General features: G+C 62.8%; 15 protein-coding genes. 7 read left to right on the forward strand and 8 right to left on the reverse strand.

Translation table 11 applies throughout. The features are described 5' to 3' along the window. The coding region (locus tag ACLV74_RS24430; protein WP_411882034.1) for a hypothetical protein at positions 1-194 on the forward strand (194 nt) is incomplete at its 5' end. 68 nt (positions 195-262) lie between these two features. On the opposite strand, the gene ACLV74_RS24435 is transcribed toward ACLV74_RS24430, so the two are convergent. From ACLV74_RS24435 to ACLV74_RS24450, 4 genes are all read right to left on the reverse strand, one after another. Continuing rightward, complete coding sequence (locus tag ACLV74_RS24435; protein WP_411882020.1) at positions 263-541, reverse strand: hypothetical protein; 279 nt, start codon at positions 539-541, stop codon at positions 263-265. 337 nt (positions 542-878) lie between these two features. Next, a complete protein-coding gene (locus ACLV74_RS24440) occupies positions 879-1,373 on the reverse strand; it encodes a hypothetical protein (RefSeq protein ID WP_411882021.1) in 495 nt (164 codons plus the stop codon). 39 nt (positions 1,374-1,412) lie between these two features. Continuing rightward, positions 1,413-1,667 carry a hypothetical protein gene (locus ACLV74_RS24445; protein WP_411882022.1) on the reverse strand — a complete coding sequence of 85 codons (255 nt, stop codon included), beginning with the start codon at positions 1,665-1,667 and terminating at the stop codon, positions 1,413-1,415. Positions 1,668-1,741: 74 nt separating this feature from the next. Then, positions 1,742-2,542, reverse strand: coding sequence for a hypothetical protein (locus ACLV74_RS24450; RefSeq protein WP_411882023.1), 801 nt, complete (start codon positions 2,540-2,542; stop codon positions 1,742-1,744). 264 nt (positions 2,543-2,806) lie between these two features. Between ACLV74_RS24450 and urtA the strand changes: the two genes are divergently transcribed. The 5 genes from urtA (at position 2,807) to urtE (ending at position 9,460) form a co-directional block, all read left to right on the forward strand. Continuing rightward, positions 2,807-4,078, forward strand: a complete 1,272-nt coding sequence (gene urtA, locus ACLV74_RS24455; protein ID WP_411882024.1) for an urea ABC transporter substrate-binding protein — start codon at positions 2,807-2,809, stop codon at positions 4,076-4,078. Positions 4,079-4,315: 237 nt separating this feature from the next. Then, positions 4,316-5,893 carry an urea ABC transporter permease subunit UrtB gene (gene urtB / locus ACLV74_RS24460; RefSeq protein WP_411882025.1) on the forward strand — a complete coding sequence of 526 codons (1,578 nt, stop codon included), beginning with the start codon at positions 4,316-4,318 and terminating at the stop codon, positions 5,891-5,893. A gap of 124 nt (positions 5,894-6,017) precedes the next feature. Continuing rightward, positions 6,018-7,157: an urea ABC transporter permease subunit UrtC gene (urtC, locus tag ACLV74_RS24465; protein WP_411882026.1), complete on the forward strand. Its 1,140-nt coding sequence runs from the start codon at positions 6,018-6,020 to the stop codon at positions 7,155-7,157. Then, entirely contained in the window at positions 7,154-8,038 is an 885-nt protein-coding gene (gene urtD, locus ACLV74_RS24470) for an urea ABC transporter ATP-binding protein UrtD (protein WP_411882027.1), read from the forward strand. Before urtC ends, urtD begins: the two co-directional genes overlap by 4 nt. Before the next feature lie 729 nt (positions 8,039-8,767). Beyond that, complete coding sequence (gene urtE, locus ACLV74_RS24475) at positions 8,768-9,460, forward strand: urea ABC transporter ATP-binding subunit UrtE (RefSeq protein WP_411882028.1); 693 nt, start codon at positions 8,768-8,770, stop codon at positions 9,458-9,460. Between the two features lie 768 nt (positions 9,461-10,228). Here urtE and ACLV74_RS24480 read toward each other — a convergent pair. The 4 genes from ACLV74_RS24480 to ACLV74_RS24495 form a co-directional block, all read right to left on the reverse strand. Continuing rightward, the gene (locus ACLV74_RS24480) at positions 10,229-10,702 is read right to left on the reverse strand and encodes a hypothetical protein (RefSeq protein WP_411882029.1); all 474 of its coding nucleotides are present in this window, start codon (positions 10,700-10,702) and stop codon (positions 10,229-10,231) included. A 220-nt stretch (positions 10,703-10,922) separates the two neighbouring features. Further along, positions 10,923-11,402, reverse strand: a complete 480-nt coding sequence (locus tag ACLV74_RS24485) for a VOC family protein (RefSeq protein ID WP_411882030.1) — start codon at positions 11,400-11,402, stop codon at positions 10,923-10,925. 116 nt (positions 11,403-11,518) lie between these two features. Next, positions 11,519-12,172: a hypothetical protein gene (locus ACLV74_RS24490; protein ID WP_411882031.1), complete on the reverse strand. Its 654-nt coding sequence runs from the start codon at positions 12,170-12,172 to the stop codon at positions 11,519-11,521. 15 nt (positions 12,173-12,187) lie between these two features. Beyond that, positions 12,188-13,018, reverse strand: coding sequence for an urease accessory protein UreD (locus ACLV74_RS24495; RefSeq protein WP_411882032.1), 831 nt, complete (start codon positions 13,016-13,018; stop codon positions 12,188-12,190). Positions 13,019-13,187: 169 nt separating this feature from the next. Between ACLV74_RS24495 and ACLV74_RS24500 the strand changes: the two genes are divergently transcribed. Continuing rightward, on the forward strand, positions 13,188-14,879 hold the full coding sequence (locus tag ACLV74_RS24500) for a sensor histidine kinase (protein WP_411882033.1): 1,692 nt from the start codon (positions 13,188-13,190) through the stop codon (positions 14,877-14,879). Positions 14,880-15,159: the final 280 nt, after the last annotated feature.

Consider the following 15,159-nt stretch of genomic DNA (forward strand, 5'->3'; position numbering starts at 1 on the left):
ACCTGCGATCGGAGGAGAGCGAGCCCAAGTACCCGCGGCGGGTCAGCTCAAGCAAGCTCGATCCCTATGCCGAGAAGCTAGCCACCTGGCTGGTAATCGAGGCAACAAAATCGCGGAAACAGCGGCGCACTTTGAGGCAGATCCACACAACTCAACCCCAAAAGGAGAAAACCAAGAACTTATCCACATCGTGAGCACCTTCTGCTCACAAAGAGTGTGGGTCAAGATTCGATGGAAAACTCGGGTCAGACTTCAGCGCAATTCAACATGCTCCCATTCCGTTGGACAGCATGAGCCAGCCATGTCTATTAAATCGCTCGTCCTCTGTCATGATTTGTATAAAACGCATGCAATACGAGAGCAGTAAATTTCTCCCCCAGTTCGTATCCATCGCCTCAGCATTCAAAAGAATGTCGGAGTGGCTAAGCCCGCCCGGGAAAGCTCTGCATTGAATCTCGTGGAGTACCTGTTGCAAAACGGCTTCTAGTGCATTTGGGGTCGCAGCGGGGCTGGCGCTATGCGTCGGGATCTTGTCACTCATGGCATCTCCTATTTAGTGGTCATTTTTCATGCGGCGGTAACTGGGGTTTGCTAAATGTGACGGATGATTAGGAAGGGGCGCATGCAACTTAGAGCCTGCTGAATCATGGCGTCCAAGGATGTTATGCGGTTCCCCGGTTTGCCTTAACCTACACCCCCACATACGCCACCCGGCGTATTCCCCAATCCCCTCCCGGTCCCCAGAATCGGCTCATCGCTGCACCAAAGCCATGTTCTCCGGCTTTCGCGCAGCGAAACGCAATACACATGGGCGCGCGTGGTCGACAAGAGAGCAGGTCACGGGAAAACCTGCACCCGTTCCCATCAAAGCACCATCACTACCGAGCCGTAAACCCCACCGGCAACTGCGGCGGCCCCATGCGGTACATATCCACGTAAATCGTGATGGTCGCGCTGCCGCCGTCAACCTGCACGTCGTAAACATCCAGCAGCCCGCCACCCGTTGGCAGCGACTTGTCTTCGTATTCGCAGCAGGCGCCCCGGCGTTCATAGCTCACGGGCTCGCCTTTCGGGCCCCGCAATGAGTTGAGGTACAGAAGGTGAAGCCGGGCGTCTCTCGGGCCTGTCTTGATGGGTTTTGCGGCGGAGTAGCCGTAGCCTGGGTCGGTGGCGATCGGCAGCTTGCTGATCCGGAGGTAGGGCGCTGCCGAGTCTGAGCGGCCGTTGGGAACTCCTTTTCCTTGTGAGCGCAAGGAGGAAACAATCACGGGTTCCGTCTTGCCTGCGGCTGGGCCTGGCTGGGTTGTCTGGCAGGCTGTGAGGACGATGGCGGCCAGGGCAAGGATGGAAAAACGCGAAGCCAGCACATTCATATCGAAGTTCTCTTTCTTCAGTTCAACAAAACCCGGCGCTTATTCGCTGCGATACCAGGAGTGATAAAGCGCTTCCATATCCTCTTTCAGTTCGCCGGCGTATTTGCAGCGGGCCAGGCCGCTGAGCATGGAATCAAACTGGCCACCACCTCTCGGATGCTCGCCCCAGATTTGTTGCGGATCTTTTTGAAGCCAGTCCCGGACATGGTCAACGCCCGGCATCTCATCGAACAATTTTGAGAAGGCATTCGGCGCGCCTGCTGGGTGGGTGAGCCTGTCGAAATAGGCGGTCATCGGGTGGTCCGGAGAACTGGCGGTATTGTGTGGTGAAGCGTCTGAACAAGCCACGGTGAAAAATGCCGGCCGTTTTACTTTTGCGCGCGCCTGGCCAGGAATTCGTCAACTTTTTTACCCACGGTGGTCGTACTCTCCATCGTTTTCGCACGGCTATCCCAGGCTGGCGCAAGTACAGCCTCCATCGAGCCGAGCAGTTCTGCGATCGTCCCCAGTTCCTTGTCGGGGGTAACCCGGTATTCCGCGGCTCGCGCTTGAACTGCCAGGCAGTTGGAGGCCTTCCTCTTCAAATCGCCAAGGTTCAAACGCAGAAGCGAGCCTGCAAGTTCCGCCGTATCGGGAGCTGAGCCCCGGAGTTCGAGAAAACGACGGGCGAGCCCCTCGAACCACATGGCGATCATGTCGCAAGGCAGGCCTTGGCGATTTCCGACTTCCATCTTGAGCGACTCGAAGCTCTGTCGGAGAAAGTCATCGATGGACCACCGTGCCACGCTTTTTGCTTCGAGAACACTTTCGCAGAACTTCCGGACCCCGGGGCTCTCCGCTGGTTGCAGGGTGACGCTCGCCATATTCTGGTCCGCGATCCGGTTTGCCATTTCGTCGATGTCTTTTCCACGCGATGCGGCAAGCGCCCGGCCAGTTTCTCTTCCGCGTTCGATCTCGGGCCGCAGGCGTTGGTGAAATTCCTGTCGGACCGCCTGCAGTGCTTGCCGAAGTTCCGGCAGCTTCTGCGCGCAGGTATCCGCTGCTTTGGCGAGGTAGGTGTCCGCGATGAAAATGTCTATCTCAGCTTCCGCCACGACGTCAGCCGCCCGCGCGCCGCAGCAGCTGAACGCAAGTACCAGGCATGGCAGTAGATAAAAGCGGAAGAGCATGGCTGCTTGAATGGTAGTGGGTGGCGGGCCAGGTGGCGCTCAGGAATTCCGGTAAAAAAGAGGTGAAAAATGTCGGCTCCGGGGCCGAAGCCCACAGCATAGCGCCCACCCCACATACGCCACCCGGCGTATTCCCCAATCCCCCTCCGGTCCCCAGAATCAACCCATCGCTGCACCAAAGCCATGTTTTCCGGCTTTCGCGCAGCGAAACGCGATTGATTTACGCAGTTCGTTAGTTCCTATACCTACCGGAGAGGATTCACCATGACACAACAAGCACAACGTCGATTCACACTGAAGGCGATGACCGCGGCGGTCGCGCTGGCCGGCCTGGGCGCCTTCCCCGCCTTTGCCCAGGACACGATCAAGGTCGGCATCCTGCACAGCCTGTCGGGCACGATGGCGATTTCTGAAACCACGCTCAAAGATACCGTGCTGATGGCGATCGAGGAGATCAATGCCAAGGGCGGCGTGATGGGCAAGAAGCTCGAGCCCGTGGTGGTGGACCCGGCCTCCAACTGGCCGCTGTTTGCTGAAAAGACCAAGCAGCTGCTGGGCCAGGACAAGGTTGCCGTGATTTTCGGCTGCTGGACGTCGGTGTCGCGCAAGTCGGTGCTGCCCGTCGTGGAAGAAATGAACGGCCTGCTGTTCTACCCCGTGCAGTACGAGGGTGAAGAGCTGTCCAAGAACGTGTTCTATACGGGCGCGGCGCCCAACCAGCAGGCCATTCCTGCGGTCGACTATTTGATGAGCAAGGCCGGCGGCGGCGCCAAGCGCTGGGTGCTGCTGGGCACCGATTACGTCTACCCCCGCACGACCAACAAGATCCTGCGCGCTTACCTCAAAAGCAAGGGTGTGAAGGACACGGACATCGACGAGAAATACACCCCCTTCGGCCACAGCGATTACCAGACCATCGTGGCTGACGTGAAGAAGTTCTCGCAAGGCGGCAAGACGGCCGTGGTGTCGACCATCAACGGCGACTCCAACGTGCCCTTCTACAAGGAGCTGGGCAATGCCGGCCTCAAGGCCAAAGACGTGCCCGTGGTGGCCTTCTCGGTCGGTGAAGAAGAGCTGCGCGGCGTGGACACCAAGCCCCTGGTCGGCCACCTGGCTGCCTGGAACTACTTCCAGTCCATCAAGAGCCCCGCCAACACCGAGTTCATCAAGAAGTGGTCTGCCTATGCCAAGGCCAAGAAGCTCCCGGGCTCCGACAAGCCTTTGACCAACGACCCGATGGAAGCGACCTACATCGGCATCAACATGTGGAAGCAGGCCGTCGAGAAGGCCAAGTCCACCGATACCGACAAGGTGATCGCCGCGATGGCCGGCCAGACCTTCAACGCACCCTCGGGCATCATCTCGAAGATGGATGAGAAAAACCATCACCTGCACAAGTCGGTGTTTATCGGCGAGATCAAGGCTGACGGGCAGTTCAATGTGGTGTGGAAGACGCCTGGTCCTGTGAAGGCCAAGCCATGGTCCCCATACATTGAAGGCAACGACAAGAAGCCAGACGAGCCTGTCAAGAAGTAAGAAGCTACTGCGCGGGCCAATCTGGGCCCTGCGGTGCTCACCGTACTGGTGTACGGTTCCGCGCCGCAGAACCCACCTTGACCCGCTCGCTACGCTTCTTCCAATCTTGACACCTTTGGGTGTCTTGGGCCCGGTTCTTGCTCATGCAGAAAGAACCGGCGCCCCACAAGGAAGTTGCAGTCTGGGCGCCACACGATTGAAGTTGTGTGCCGCGCCCAACCTACAGGTTCTTTCCACATGCTGCTACGCCACTTTTTCTCTTTCTCCCTCACGCTTCTTCTAGCAGCCCACGCCCATGCCTTGACCGCCGATGAAGTCAAGGCCATGGCCATTGGCGAAACCGAGGCGCGGGTGGATGCGCTGGCCAAGGCGGCGGCGGTGGCGGATGACAAGACGGCGGCGTTTATCCAGGCGCTGAGCGACGACGCGGTGAAGACCAAGGGCGACAAGGTCTATGTCGTCAAAGACGACAAGGCTTTTGACCCGGTCACGGGCGCCGAGACGCCGCTGCCGGCCGATGCGGAAGACGTGATCAACCCCAACCTGATGCGCAGCGAGATCGACAACGCGCTGGCGGCTTTGAAGCTGTTCTCCAAGGACGAGAAGCTGCGGCGCGACGCGATCAAGACCCTGGGCGGTGACAACGACGAGGCGCGCCTGCCGCTGATTGAAAAAGCCTATGCGGCCGAGACGGTGCCCGAGCTGAAGAACCAGCTGGAGCTGATGCGCGCGGCCATCATGCTGGGCAGCGCCGACAAGGCCAAGCGGCTGGACGCCGCCTCGCAGCTGGCCGCCAGCAAAAACCCGAACACCAAGACCGTGCTGATAGAACGCCTGGGCACCGAGGCCGATGCCGACGTGAAGGTGGCGCTGCAGGCGGCGCTGGCCAAGGTGGAGGCTTCGCTGGAATGGGGCAACCGGCTGGGCGCGATTTTCAGCGGCATCAGCCTGGGCAGCATCTTGCTGCTGGTGGCGCTGGGCCTGGCGATTACCTACGGGCTGATGGGCGTCATCAACATGGCGCACGGCGAGCTGATGATGATAGGCGCCTACGCCACCTATGTGGTGCAGGGCCTGTTCCAGAAGTATTTGCCGGGACTGTTTGACTGGTACCTGCTGGCTGCGGTGCCTGTGGCCTTTATGGCTTCGGCGCTGATGGGCGCGGCGCTGGAGCGCAGCGTGATCCGCTTCCTCTACGGCCGGCCGCTGGAGACCCTGCTGGCCACCTGGGGCATCAGCCTGATGCTGCAGCAGCTGGTGCGTTCCATCTTCGGCGCGCAAAACGTCGGTGTCGAAAACCCGGTGTGGATGAGCGGCGGCGTGCAGGTGCTGGGCAACCTCTCGCTGCCCTACAACCGGCTGGTGATCATTGTGTTTGCGGTGGCGGTGCTGCTGGGCGTGGCCTGGCTGATCAGCCGCACGCGCCTGGGCCTGTTTGTGCGCGGCGTCACGCAGAACCGGCCGATTGCCTCCTGCATGGGCGTGAACACGGCGCGGGTGGACACCTATGCCTTCGCGCTGGGCTCCGGCATCGCGGGCCTGGCCGGCTGCGCGCTGAGCCAGGTGGGCAACGTCGGGCCCGACCTGGGCCAGGGCTACATCGTTGATTCCTTCATGGTGGTGGTGCTGGGCGGCGTGGGCCAGCTGGCCGGCACGGTGTATGCCGCCATGGGCCTGGGCATCCTGAACAAATTCCTCGAAGGCTGGACGGGCGCCGTGCTGGCCAAGATCGCCGTGCTGGTCTTCATCATCATCTTCATCCAGAAGCGGCCGCAGGGCATCTTCGCGATGAAGGGCCGCTCGGCTGAGGCATGAACATGAGTACGCGAAATACATCCGTTCGCATTGAGCCGTCCACCCCCGTTCGCACTGAGCTTGTCGAAGTGCTGGCCCCGGCTTCGACAAGCTCAGCCCGAACGGCTGTGAGGATGGCATAAAAATGACGACCCCCATGGCCACCGCCAACACCGCCGCCTCCCGCGTGCAACTTCCCGCCAAAGGCCCGCTGCTGACGCGCGGCGGCTGGAGCGCCTTCATGATGGCGCTGATCGCCGTCTGCGCCGTGGCGCCCGTGCTGAATCTCTGGGTGCCCGAGGGCAGCGTGTTCCACATGAGCACCTACGCCGTGGCGCTGCTGGGCAAGATCATGTGCTACGCCATCTGCGCGCTGGCCATGGATTTGATCTGGGGCTACACCGGCATCCTCTCGCTGGGGCACGGCGTGTTCTTTGCGCTGGGCGGCTACACCATGGGCATGTATTTGATGCGCCAGATAGGCCGCGACGGCAACTACAAAAGCGACTTGCCGGACTTCATGGTCTTCCTCGACTGGAAGACGCTGCCCTGGCACTGGACTTTCAGCGACAGCTTTGTGGCGACGCTGCTCCTCATCGTGCTGGTGCCCGGCATCGTGGCCTTTGTCTTCGGCTTCTTTGCCTTCCGCTCGCGCATCAAGGGCGTGTATTTCTCCATCATCACCCAGGCCATGACCTTCGCGGCCATGCTGCTGTTCTTCCGCAACGAGACGGGCTTCGGCGGCAACAACGGTTTCACCGATTTCAAGCGCATCCTGAACATCCCGCTGGCCACGCCGTCCATGCGCATGACGCTGTTTGTGCTGACGGGTTTGACGCTGCTGGGTTTCTTCCTGTTCGCCAAATGGCTGGTGGGCAGCAAGTTCGGCCGCGTGCTGCAGGCCATACGCGATGCCGAAACGCGGGTGATGTTCTCGGGCTACAGCCCGCTGGGCTACAAGCTCACGATCTGGGTGATCTCGGCCGTGATGTGCGGCGTGGCCGGCGCACTGTATGTGCCGCAGGTCGGCATCATCAACCCCGGCGAGATGAGCCCGGCCAATTCCATCGAAATCGCCATCTGGGCGGCCGTCGGCGGCCGTGCGAGCCTGATTGGTCCCATAGTGGGCGCCTTTATCGTCAACGGCGCCAAGAGCTGGCTGACGGTGGCCTATCCCGAGTTCTGGCTGTACTTCCTGGGCCTGCTGTTCATAGGCGTCACGCTGTTCCTGCCCGATGGCGTGGTGGGCCTGGTCAGGAAGTTGCGCAAAGGCGGTGCGAAATGACCCCCGATCTTCTGGAGCAGGGCGCGCGCCGCGTGGAAGAGCGCCTGGCCGCGCTGCAGGCCGGCAAGAACAACACCGAATCCGGCGGCCGCAGCGCCAGCGGCAGCCGTGTCGCACACGCGAGCGGCGAGGTCGACGTCACCCACGGCCGCATCCTCTATCTCGAAGACGTGAGCGTGAGCTTTGACGGCTTCAAGGCCATCAACAAGCTGAGCCTGGACATCGCGCCCGGCGAGTTGCGCTGCATCATAGGCCCCAACGGCGCCGGCAAGACGACCATGATGGACATCATCACCGGCAAGACCCGGCCCGATGAAGGCACGGTGTTCTTCGGCAGCACGATTGACTTGCTGCGCCACAAGGAAGCCGAAATCGCCCAGCTGGGCATAGGCCGCAAGTTCCAGAAGCCCACGGTCTTCGAGCAGCTCACCGTCTTTGAAAACCTGGAGCTGGCCCTGAAGACCAACAAGGGCGTCAAGCACTCGATGTTCTTCAGGCTCGACTCCGCCCAAAGCGACCGCCTGGCCGAGATCCTGGTGACGATTCACCTGGCCGACAGCGTGGGGCGCCTGGCCGGCAACCTGAGCCACGGGCAAAAGCAGTGGCTGGAAATCGGCATGCTGCTGATGCAGGACCCGAAGCTGTTGTTGTTAGACGAGCCGGTGGCGGGCATGACCGATGAGGAAACGGCGCGGACGGCTGAGTTGTTCCTCACGCTCAAGGGGAAGCACTCCTTGATGGTGGTGGAGCATGACATGAGTTTTATCAAGACGATTTCGGAGATTGTTACCGTCCTCTGCGACGGCTCGGTGTTGGCGCAAGGGACTCTTGACCAGGTGCAGGCGGATGAACGGGTTATCGAGGTCTATCTTGGGCGATAGACCGATCCCCGTTCGGGCTGAGCCTGTCGAAGCCGGGTCTTGCTTCGGCGGTGTGCTTCCCTTGCTGAGAGCTGCTGGCCGGGGTTGCCCGGCGGCAACTCACTTTTACCGAAACCCGCAAAGCGGGTTTTCTTTGTTCGCCAAAGGCGCGCTACGCGCGCGGGGTTTGCTCACTTCGCGTAGCGAAGTTACGCAAACACCAAAAGTAAGCAAAAGAAAGGCGACCCGCAGTCTGGGTCCCCTACGCTTCGCTTCGGGGCAACCTGCGGTGCTCGAGCCAAGCGGGGTCCGGCTAAACTCGCTTCGCTCAGACAACGCCGGCCCTGATCCGCTTGTCTCTGCGCTCCTCGGCCCAGCCAGGACGGGGCAATCGGGATCGGGAACCGAATACCAAATAATAAAAAGACAAATACAAACAAGGACACGCCATGGCGTGTCCTTGTGGTTTTCGGTATTCGGTATTTCTCTCCACCCCTTGTGGATGCGCCGAGGAGCGGAGGTCCAGACGGATCAGGGCTGGCGTTGTCTGAGCGAAGCGCAGCGCAGCGAGTTTAGCCAGACCCCGGCTGGACCGAGCACCGCAGGTTGCCCGCAGCGAAGCGGAGGGACGCAGCAACCAGGGTCGCCTTTTCTTTTGCTTACTTTTCTTTTGGCGAAGCAAAAGAAAAGTGAGTTGCTGCCGGGCAATCCCCGGCCTCTATCTTCAGAAGAGAACAGAGAGGCAAGCCCATGCTCACAGTAAAAAACATCAATCAATACTACGGCGGCTCCCACATCCTGCGGGATGTGAGCCTGACCGCCCACCTCGGCAAGGTCACAGTCCTGCTCGGCCGCAACGGCGTAGGCAAAACGACCTTACTCAAATCCCTGATGGGCCTGGTCCCCATCAAGACCGGCACCATCGAATTCGACGGAAAGCCGATTCAGGCCAGCACGCCGTATGAACGTGCGAGGGCCGGCATAGGCTTCGTCCCCCAGGGCCGCGAAATCTTTGCACGCCTGACGGTGGAGGAAAACCTGCGCATGGGCCTGGCGTACAAGAGTGCGTCTACGCCCATCCCGGCCGAACTGTATGAACTGTTCCCGGTGCTCAAGCAGATGCTGAACCGCCGCGGCGGTGACCTCTCAGGCGGGCAGCAACAGCAACTCGCCATTGCCCGCGCACTCGCCGCCAAGCCCAAGCTGCTGATCCTGGACGAACCGACCGAAGGCATTCAGCCCAGCATCATCAAGGACATAGGCCGCGTGATCCGCATGCTGGCCGACCGGGGCGACATGGCCATCCTGCTGGTGGAGCAGTACTACGACTTCGCGCAGGAGCTGGCCGATGACTACCTCGTGATGGAACGGGGGGAGTTTATTGGCCGGGGTCTCGGCAAGGACATGGAAGTGAACGGCGTTCGGCAGATGGTAGCGATCTAGGGGCTGGGTCTTGCTCCAGCTTGCGCGCTTCTCCTTCTGTTATCTCTGCTGAGGGCGGCTGGCCGGGTCTCGCCCCGGCGGGCGACTTACTTTCTTTTGCTTCGCCAAAAGAACGTAAGCAAAGAAAAGGCGACCCTGGTTGCTGCGTCCCCTTCGCTGCGCTACGGGGCAACCTGCGGTGCTCGGTCCAGCCGGGGTCAAAAACAACTCGCCTGCGGCTCAAACAAGTTTTTGCCCTTATCCGTCTGGACCTCCGCTCCTCGGCGCATCCACAAGGGGTGGGGACAGGAATACCGAACAGCCAACAGCCGAAGACAAAACCCCGAAGACAGAAAACAACAAGGACACGCCACGGCGTGTCCTTGTTGGTATTTGCCCCCGATCCCGATTGCCCCTTGTGGATGCGCCGAGGAGCGCAGGTTCAGGCGGATCAGGGATCGCGTTGTCTGAGCGAAGCGAGTTTAGCGAGACCCCGCCTGAACCGAGCACCGCAGGTTGCCCGTAGCGCAGCGGAGGGACGCAGGAGCCAGGGTCGCCTTTCTTTTGCTTACTTTTCTTTGGCGAAGCAAAGAAAAGTGAGTAGCTGCCGGGCTACCCCCGGCCAGCAACGCTCAGAGGACAGCGCCGCGCCGGAGCAAGACCCGGCCTAAAAACCCTATCCCCAACGGCATTGCGGCCCCACACGAAGAAGTGGGCCGCAAGCGGCCCACCTTTGCTTCTGCTTCATCCGGTGTTTTCATCAAACCCCGGCGGAGCGAGTGGCAACTGTTATTGCGGTGCGGGGATCACCACAATGTTGTCGGAGGAAGTCTGCGGCTGGATACGGACGTTGGTGGCGCCGGCAGGCACGACCACGGTTTCCACCTGGCGCATCGCGCCGCCGCCGGCAACGCTGCCGTCGGTCTTGCCGTAGCCGACGATGCGGGCCTGGCAGGCGATGAGGTCTTCGCCCTGGAAGACGTCGCAGCGTTTGAGCGCGTTGGCGCCGAACTGGCCGCCGGCGTTGTCGACCTGGCCGGCGCGTTTGGCGGCGTTGGCATTGCGGACTTCGGTCATGCAGGTTTCACGGTCCTGTTGCGTGCGGCCGGTCAGGCAGGCGTTCATTTCGCTGCGGGCGCTGCCGGTGGCGTCAATGCCGGTGGTGCCGGAAGCAATCTGGGCGGTGGCGCCGAGCGAGAGCAGGGCGGCGATACCGAAGGCTGCGGCGCTTTTGGCAAAACGGAAATTCTGGGATGCATTCATGGTCAAACTCCTGGTTCGGACTCGACGGATGTCGATGAGTGGAGTCTGTGCCGCCTGCCGGCCCGGCCTTGAAAGGAAAAGCTCCGGGCCGCCCGTGCCCTATGCCCATTCGCCTGTAGGACGGGTCTCTCATGTCTGACAGCCCGCCGCCCAAAGGCCGCTCAAGGCGGCCAAAACACTGGATTCACATACAGAGCGGGCAGGACGCGCGGGCGGCGCGTCAGCCCCGGACGGCGGCTTCTATCGCGGCGACGTCGATTTTTTTCATGGTCATCATCGCGTCGAACGCGCGCTTGGCGGCCGCGCGGTCGGGGCCGGACACCGCATCGGTGAGGACGCGCGGGGTGATCTGCCATGACACGCCCCACTTGTCCTTGCACCAGCCGCACTCGCTTTCCTGGCCGCCGTTGTTGACGATGGCATTCCACAGGCGGTCGGTTTCGGCCTGGTCGTCGGTGGCGATCTGGAAGGAGAAGGCTTCGCTCTGCTTGAAGTGCGGGCCGCCGTTGAGCCCGACGCAGGGAATGCCGGCGACGGTGAACTCGACGGTCAGGATGTCGCCCTGCTTGCCGTCGGGGTAGTTGCCGGGCGCGCGCATGGTGTTGCCGACCTTGCTGTCGGGGAATGTTTTGGCGTAGAAGTCGGCGGCGGCCAGCGCATCGCGTTCGTACCACAGGCAAATCGTGTTCTTGGGGGCCATGGGGGTGTCTCCTGAAACGTGGGTGTTCCATCCTACACATAGGCGGCACCCTTCATTTGCCGGAGGGGGCTGACGCCCCTGTAGGCATGCGCCGACGTGGCAGGTTCAGAGGGTACTCAGGCTTCCCGACCACGGGGATTGGGGTTCGGGCCCAGAAAGAACTCACCGATCAAGCGGAGGTCTATGGCCGGGTACACATTCTCCTGAACCAGCTGCAGTGCGCCAACTTCCCAATCACCAGAGAACGGTGCAAGTCCAGCACATGCCGCGTCAACGGCGCGCATCGCCACGCTGCGCCGATAACGAAACAGGGAGATGTGCTGGATGGCGGGCCTGCTGGCGCAGGAAAGAAGGGGCGTGGCGATGCCGCCCAGGGAATCCCGCAAGCGCTCCAGCGCAGGCGATGCGTCGAACTTCAGGTAGATGGCGGCATCACCCGCGTGGACCGCCCCCCGGCCCGGCGCGAACGGCGGCGCGGACGACGTGACGGCCGCTATGGATTCAAGCACCCTCGCCTTGCACTTGTCCCATTCCGCGGGCCCCCTGGCCGCATGCGGGCTGCGCGCCCAGACGAAGTGGAAAACACTGAGGTGAAGTGTGGCCGCAGGGCACCTGTACAGGCCCTCTTCGGGACTCGACGCCTCAATGAGGTCCTGAATTTCGGAGAGCCGATCTCTGATGTGCCCTGGGGGCAGGGCAATCAGGCTGATGCCAAAGACAGGCAAGCCAATCCGGTTGTCTGCCTGCGTGGCCTGGTCCCTGGTGTTCATGCCGGTGGGGCCGCTTCAGGTCGACCAGAGCCGCGGCGTGGACGGCGCCAGCTGCCACAGCTCCTTGCGCCAGGCCTGCCAGACCTGCCTGAGCAGGGCCATGGCGGGCTCGACCACGGGCGAGAGCACGCGCACGACCACCACCTGCGCGTCGGGGCTGGTGGCGCCGGCGCTGGGGCTCAGCGCATGGGCTTGCAACACGTCGCGCGCGCAGTCGAGCGCGCGCTGGCGGCGGTTTCGTTCAAGCTTGCTGCCGGTGACGAAGAACAGCGAGGCGATGCAGCGCCGGCCGGCCATGCCCAGCGGGCCGTCCAGCAGCAGGCTGTCGGCGGCGTCGAGGCGGGCGCGTTCCAGCCAGACGCCGGGCACTTCGATGTGCTGGCGGAAGCTGCCGCTGTCAAACGGCTGGCCGGCGGCGGGCAGGCCCAGCGCGGTGACGTCCCAGCCCATCAGTTCGGCGCCGGGCGCCAGCGTCATCGTGAGGCGGTTTTCGGCGAGGCAGCCGCTGTAGCAGATGGCTTCCAGCGGCAGCCATTCCATGCGCGCGCCGGCGGCCAGCGTGAGGCGGGTGTCCTGCAATGCGGGCTCGCCGGCGGAGCGGTAAAAGCGGGTGGCGCCGGGCGTGGTGATGAGGCCGTGCGTGCCGGGCGCGGCGCTGAAGGCCAGCTCGAGTGTGTCGCCGCCGACCAGGCCGCCGGGCGGGTGCACGATGACGTTGTGGCAGATGGCGTCGCCTTCGGGGTACAGGCTTTGCAGGATGCGCAAGGGGCCGCTGTGGCGGAAGTGGGCAAGCGTCTTGCCGGCCTGGTGCGTGTAGTCGAGTGCGAGTGTCGCTTTCCAGGTCATGGGGCAAGTTTAACGCGGGGCCTTGATGTGAGACCCAAATGGACCGGGGCGCAAGGCACCGGAACAGTGCGTGCCCGGCGCCCGCACCAGCCCGGCTTTCGCGGGTTTGCGCGCATGTGCGGCCGCTGCCGCGCTGGGTACCATCGCCAGATGCGCAAAGGCCTGAACCATGCTTAAACGGCTGCCCCTGAGCGTCGTGTCCATCGTGTCGGTGTGCCTGCTGCTGTCGGCCCTGGTGTGGGTGTTTTTTTACATGCAGATCCGGCACGAGAGGCGGGAGGCCATCCAGTCCCAGATGCGGCACAACGCCAATCTGGCGGTGATCTTCGCCGAGCAGGCCATCGCGACCCTGCAGGACGTGGACGGCATCCTGCTGGATACGCGCAGGGCCTGGTACGAAAAAGGGCGCGCGCTGCAGCTCGACGAGCTGCCCACGCCCATGAACCTGTCGGTGAGGGCGCTGGTCTACCGCCGCATCATCAACGAGGAGGGCAAGGTGGTGGTCGGGCCCGCGACGCCCCTGCCCTTCAACGCCGCGGACCGCGACTATTACAAGGCCCAGAAGGCCAGCACCGCCGACGAGCTGGTGGTGGGCACCGCGCTGGACAGCTGGCACACCGGGCGCCGCACCGTCCATGCCAGCCGGCGCCTGACAAAGCCCGACGGCAGCTTTGGCGGCGTGGTGTCGGTCGGCCTGGACGCGACCATCTTCACCGAGCTCTACCAGAAGGTCGACATGGGCAGCGAGGGGCTGGTGTCCTTCATCGGCTTTGACGGGCAGGTGCGCGCGCGGCGCCTGGGCGCCCAGGTGAGTTTCGGCGGCGACGTCTCCAACTATCCCGTCGTCCGCAAGATTCTTGCGGAGCGGACCGCCACGCCCAGCGGCAGCCTGGTGACCACGAGCCAGCTCGACGGCGTCTCGCGCGTGGTCAGCTTCCAGGTGATTCCCTCGCTGGGCATGATGGTGATGGTCGGCACCTCGGAGCGGGAGGCGCTCGCCGGCGCCGGCGAACGCGCCAGGGGCTACACCCGCATCGCGCTGGGAAGCACCGCGCTGCTGCTGCTGCTGGCGACGGCGCTGTCGGCGGTGTTCCTGCACCAGCGCAAATACACGGTGCAGATCGAAAGCCTGAACCTGGGCCTGGAGCAGCGCATCGAAGCGCGCACCCGCGACCTGAAGGAAGCCAACCGCCGGCTGGCGTCGTTTTCGTATTCGGTCTCGCACGACCTGCGCGGGCCGCTGTCGACGATAGACGGCTTCAGCGGCCTGCTGCAAAGGCGCAAAACGCTGCAGGCCGACGAGCCTTCGCTCGCGCTGGTGGCGCGCATACGCAGCGGCGTCGCGCAGATGGCGCTGCTGGTCGACGGGCTGCTGTCATTGGCGACGATCTCACGCGGCAGCCTCAACCGCGAAGCCGTCAACCTCGGCAACATCGCAACCCAGCTGCTCAAGCAGCACGCGCAGGCCGACCCCCAGCGCGAAGTTGAAGTGGCCGTGCAGGAAGAAGGCATGGTGGCGCAGGCCGACAGCCGCCTGATGACCTCGGTGCTCAGCAACCTGATCGGCAACGCCTGGAAGTTCAGCGCGAAGACGCCCGCGGCGCGCATAGAAGTCGGCAGCCAGCCCGGCGCCGACGGCAAGCCGGTGTTTTTTGTGCGCGACAACGGCCCGGGCTTCGACATGGCCAAGGCCGGGAAGTTGTTCCAGGTGTTCGAGCGGCTGGATTCCACCTCGCAGTTCGAGGGGACGGGGATTGGGTTGGCGACGGTCAGGCAGGTCGTGGAGATGCATCAGGGGAGGGTTTGGGCTGAGAGTGCGCCTGGCGCCGGGGCTACGTTTTATTTCACGATTGGGGATTGAAGGCCGGGTCTTGCTCCGGCTTGCGCGCTTCCCCTCTGTTCTCTTTGCTGAGGGCGTTGGCCGGGTCTCGCCCCGGCGGGCGAGGCACTTTTCTTTGCTTCGCCAAAGAAAAGTACCCAAAAGAAAGGCGACCCTGGTTGCTGCGTCCCCTGCGCTTCGCTCCGGGGCAACCTGCGGTGCTCGGTCCAGACGGGGTCAAAAACAACTCGCCTGCGGCTCAAACAAGTTTTTGCCCTGATCCGTCTGGCCCTCCGCTCCTCGGCGCATCCACAAGGGGTGG

The organism is Polaromonas sp. YR568 (assembly GCF_943369415.1).
Classification (GTDB): domain Bacteria; phylum Pseudomonadota; class Gammaproteobacteria; order Burkholderiales; family Burkholderiaceae_C; genus Polaromonas.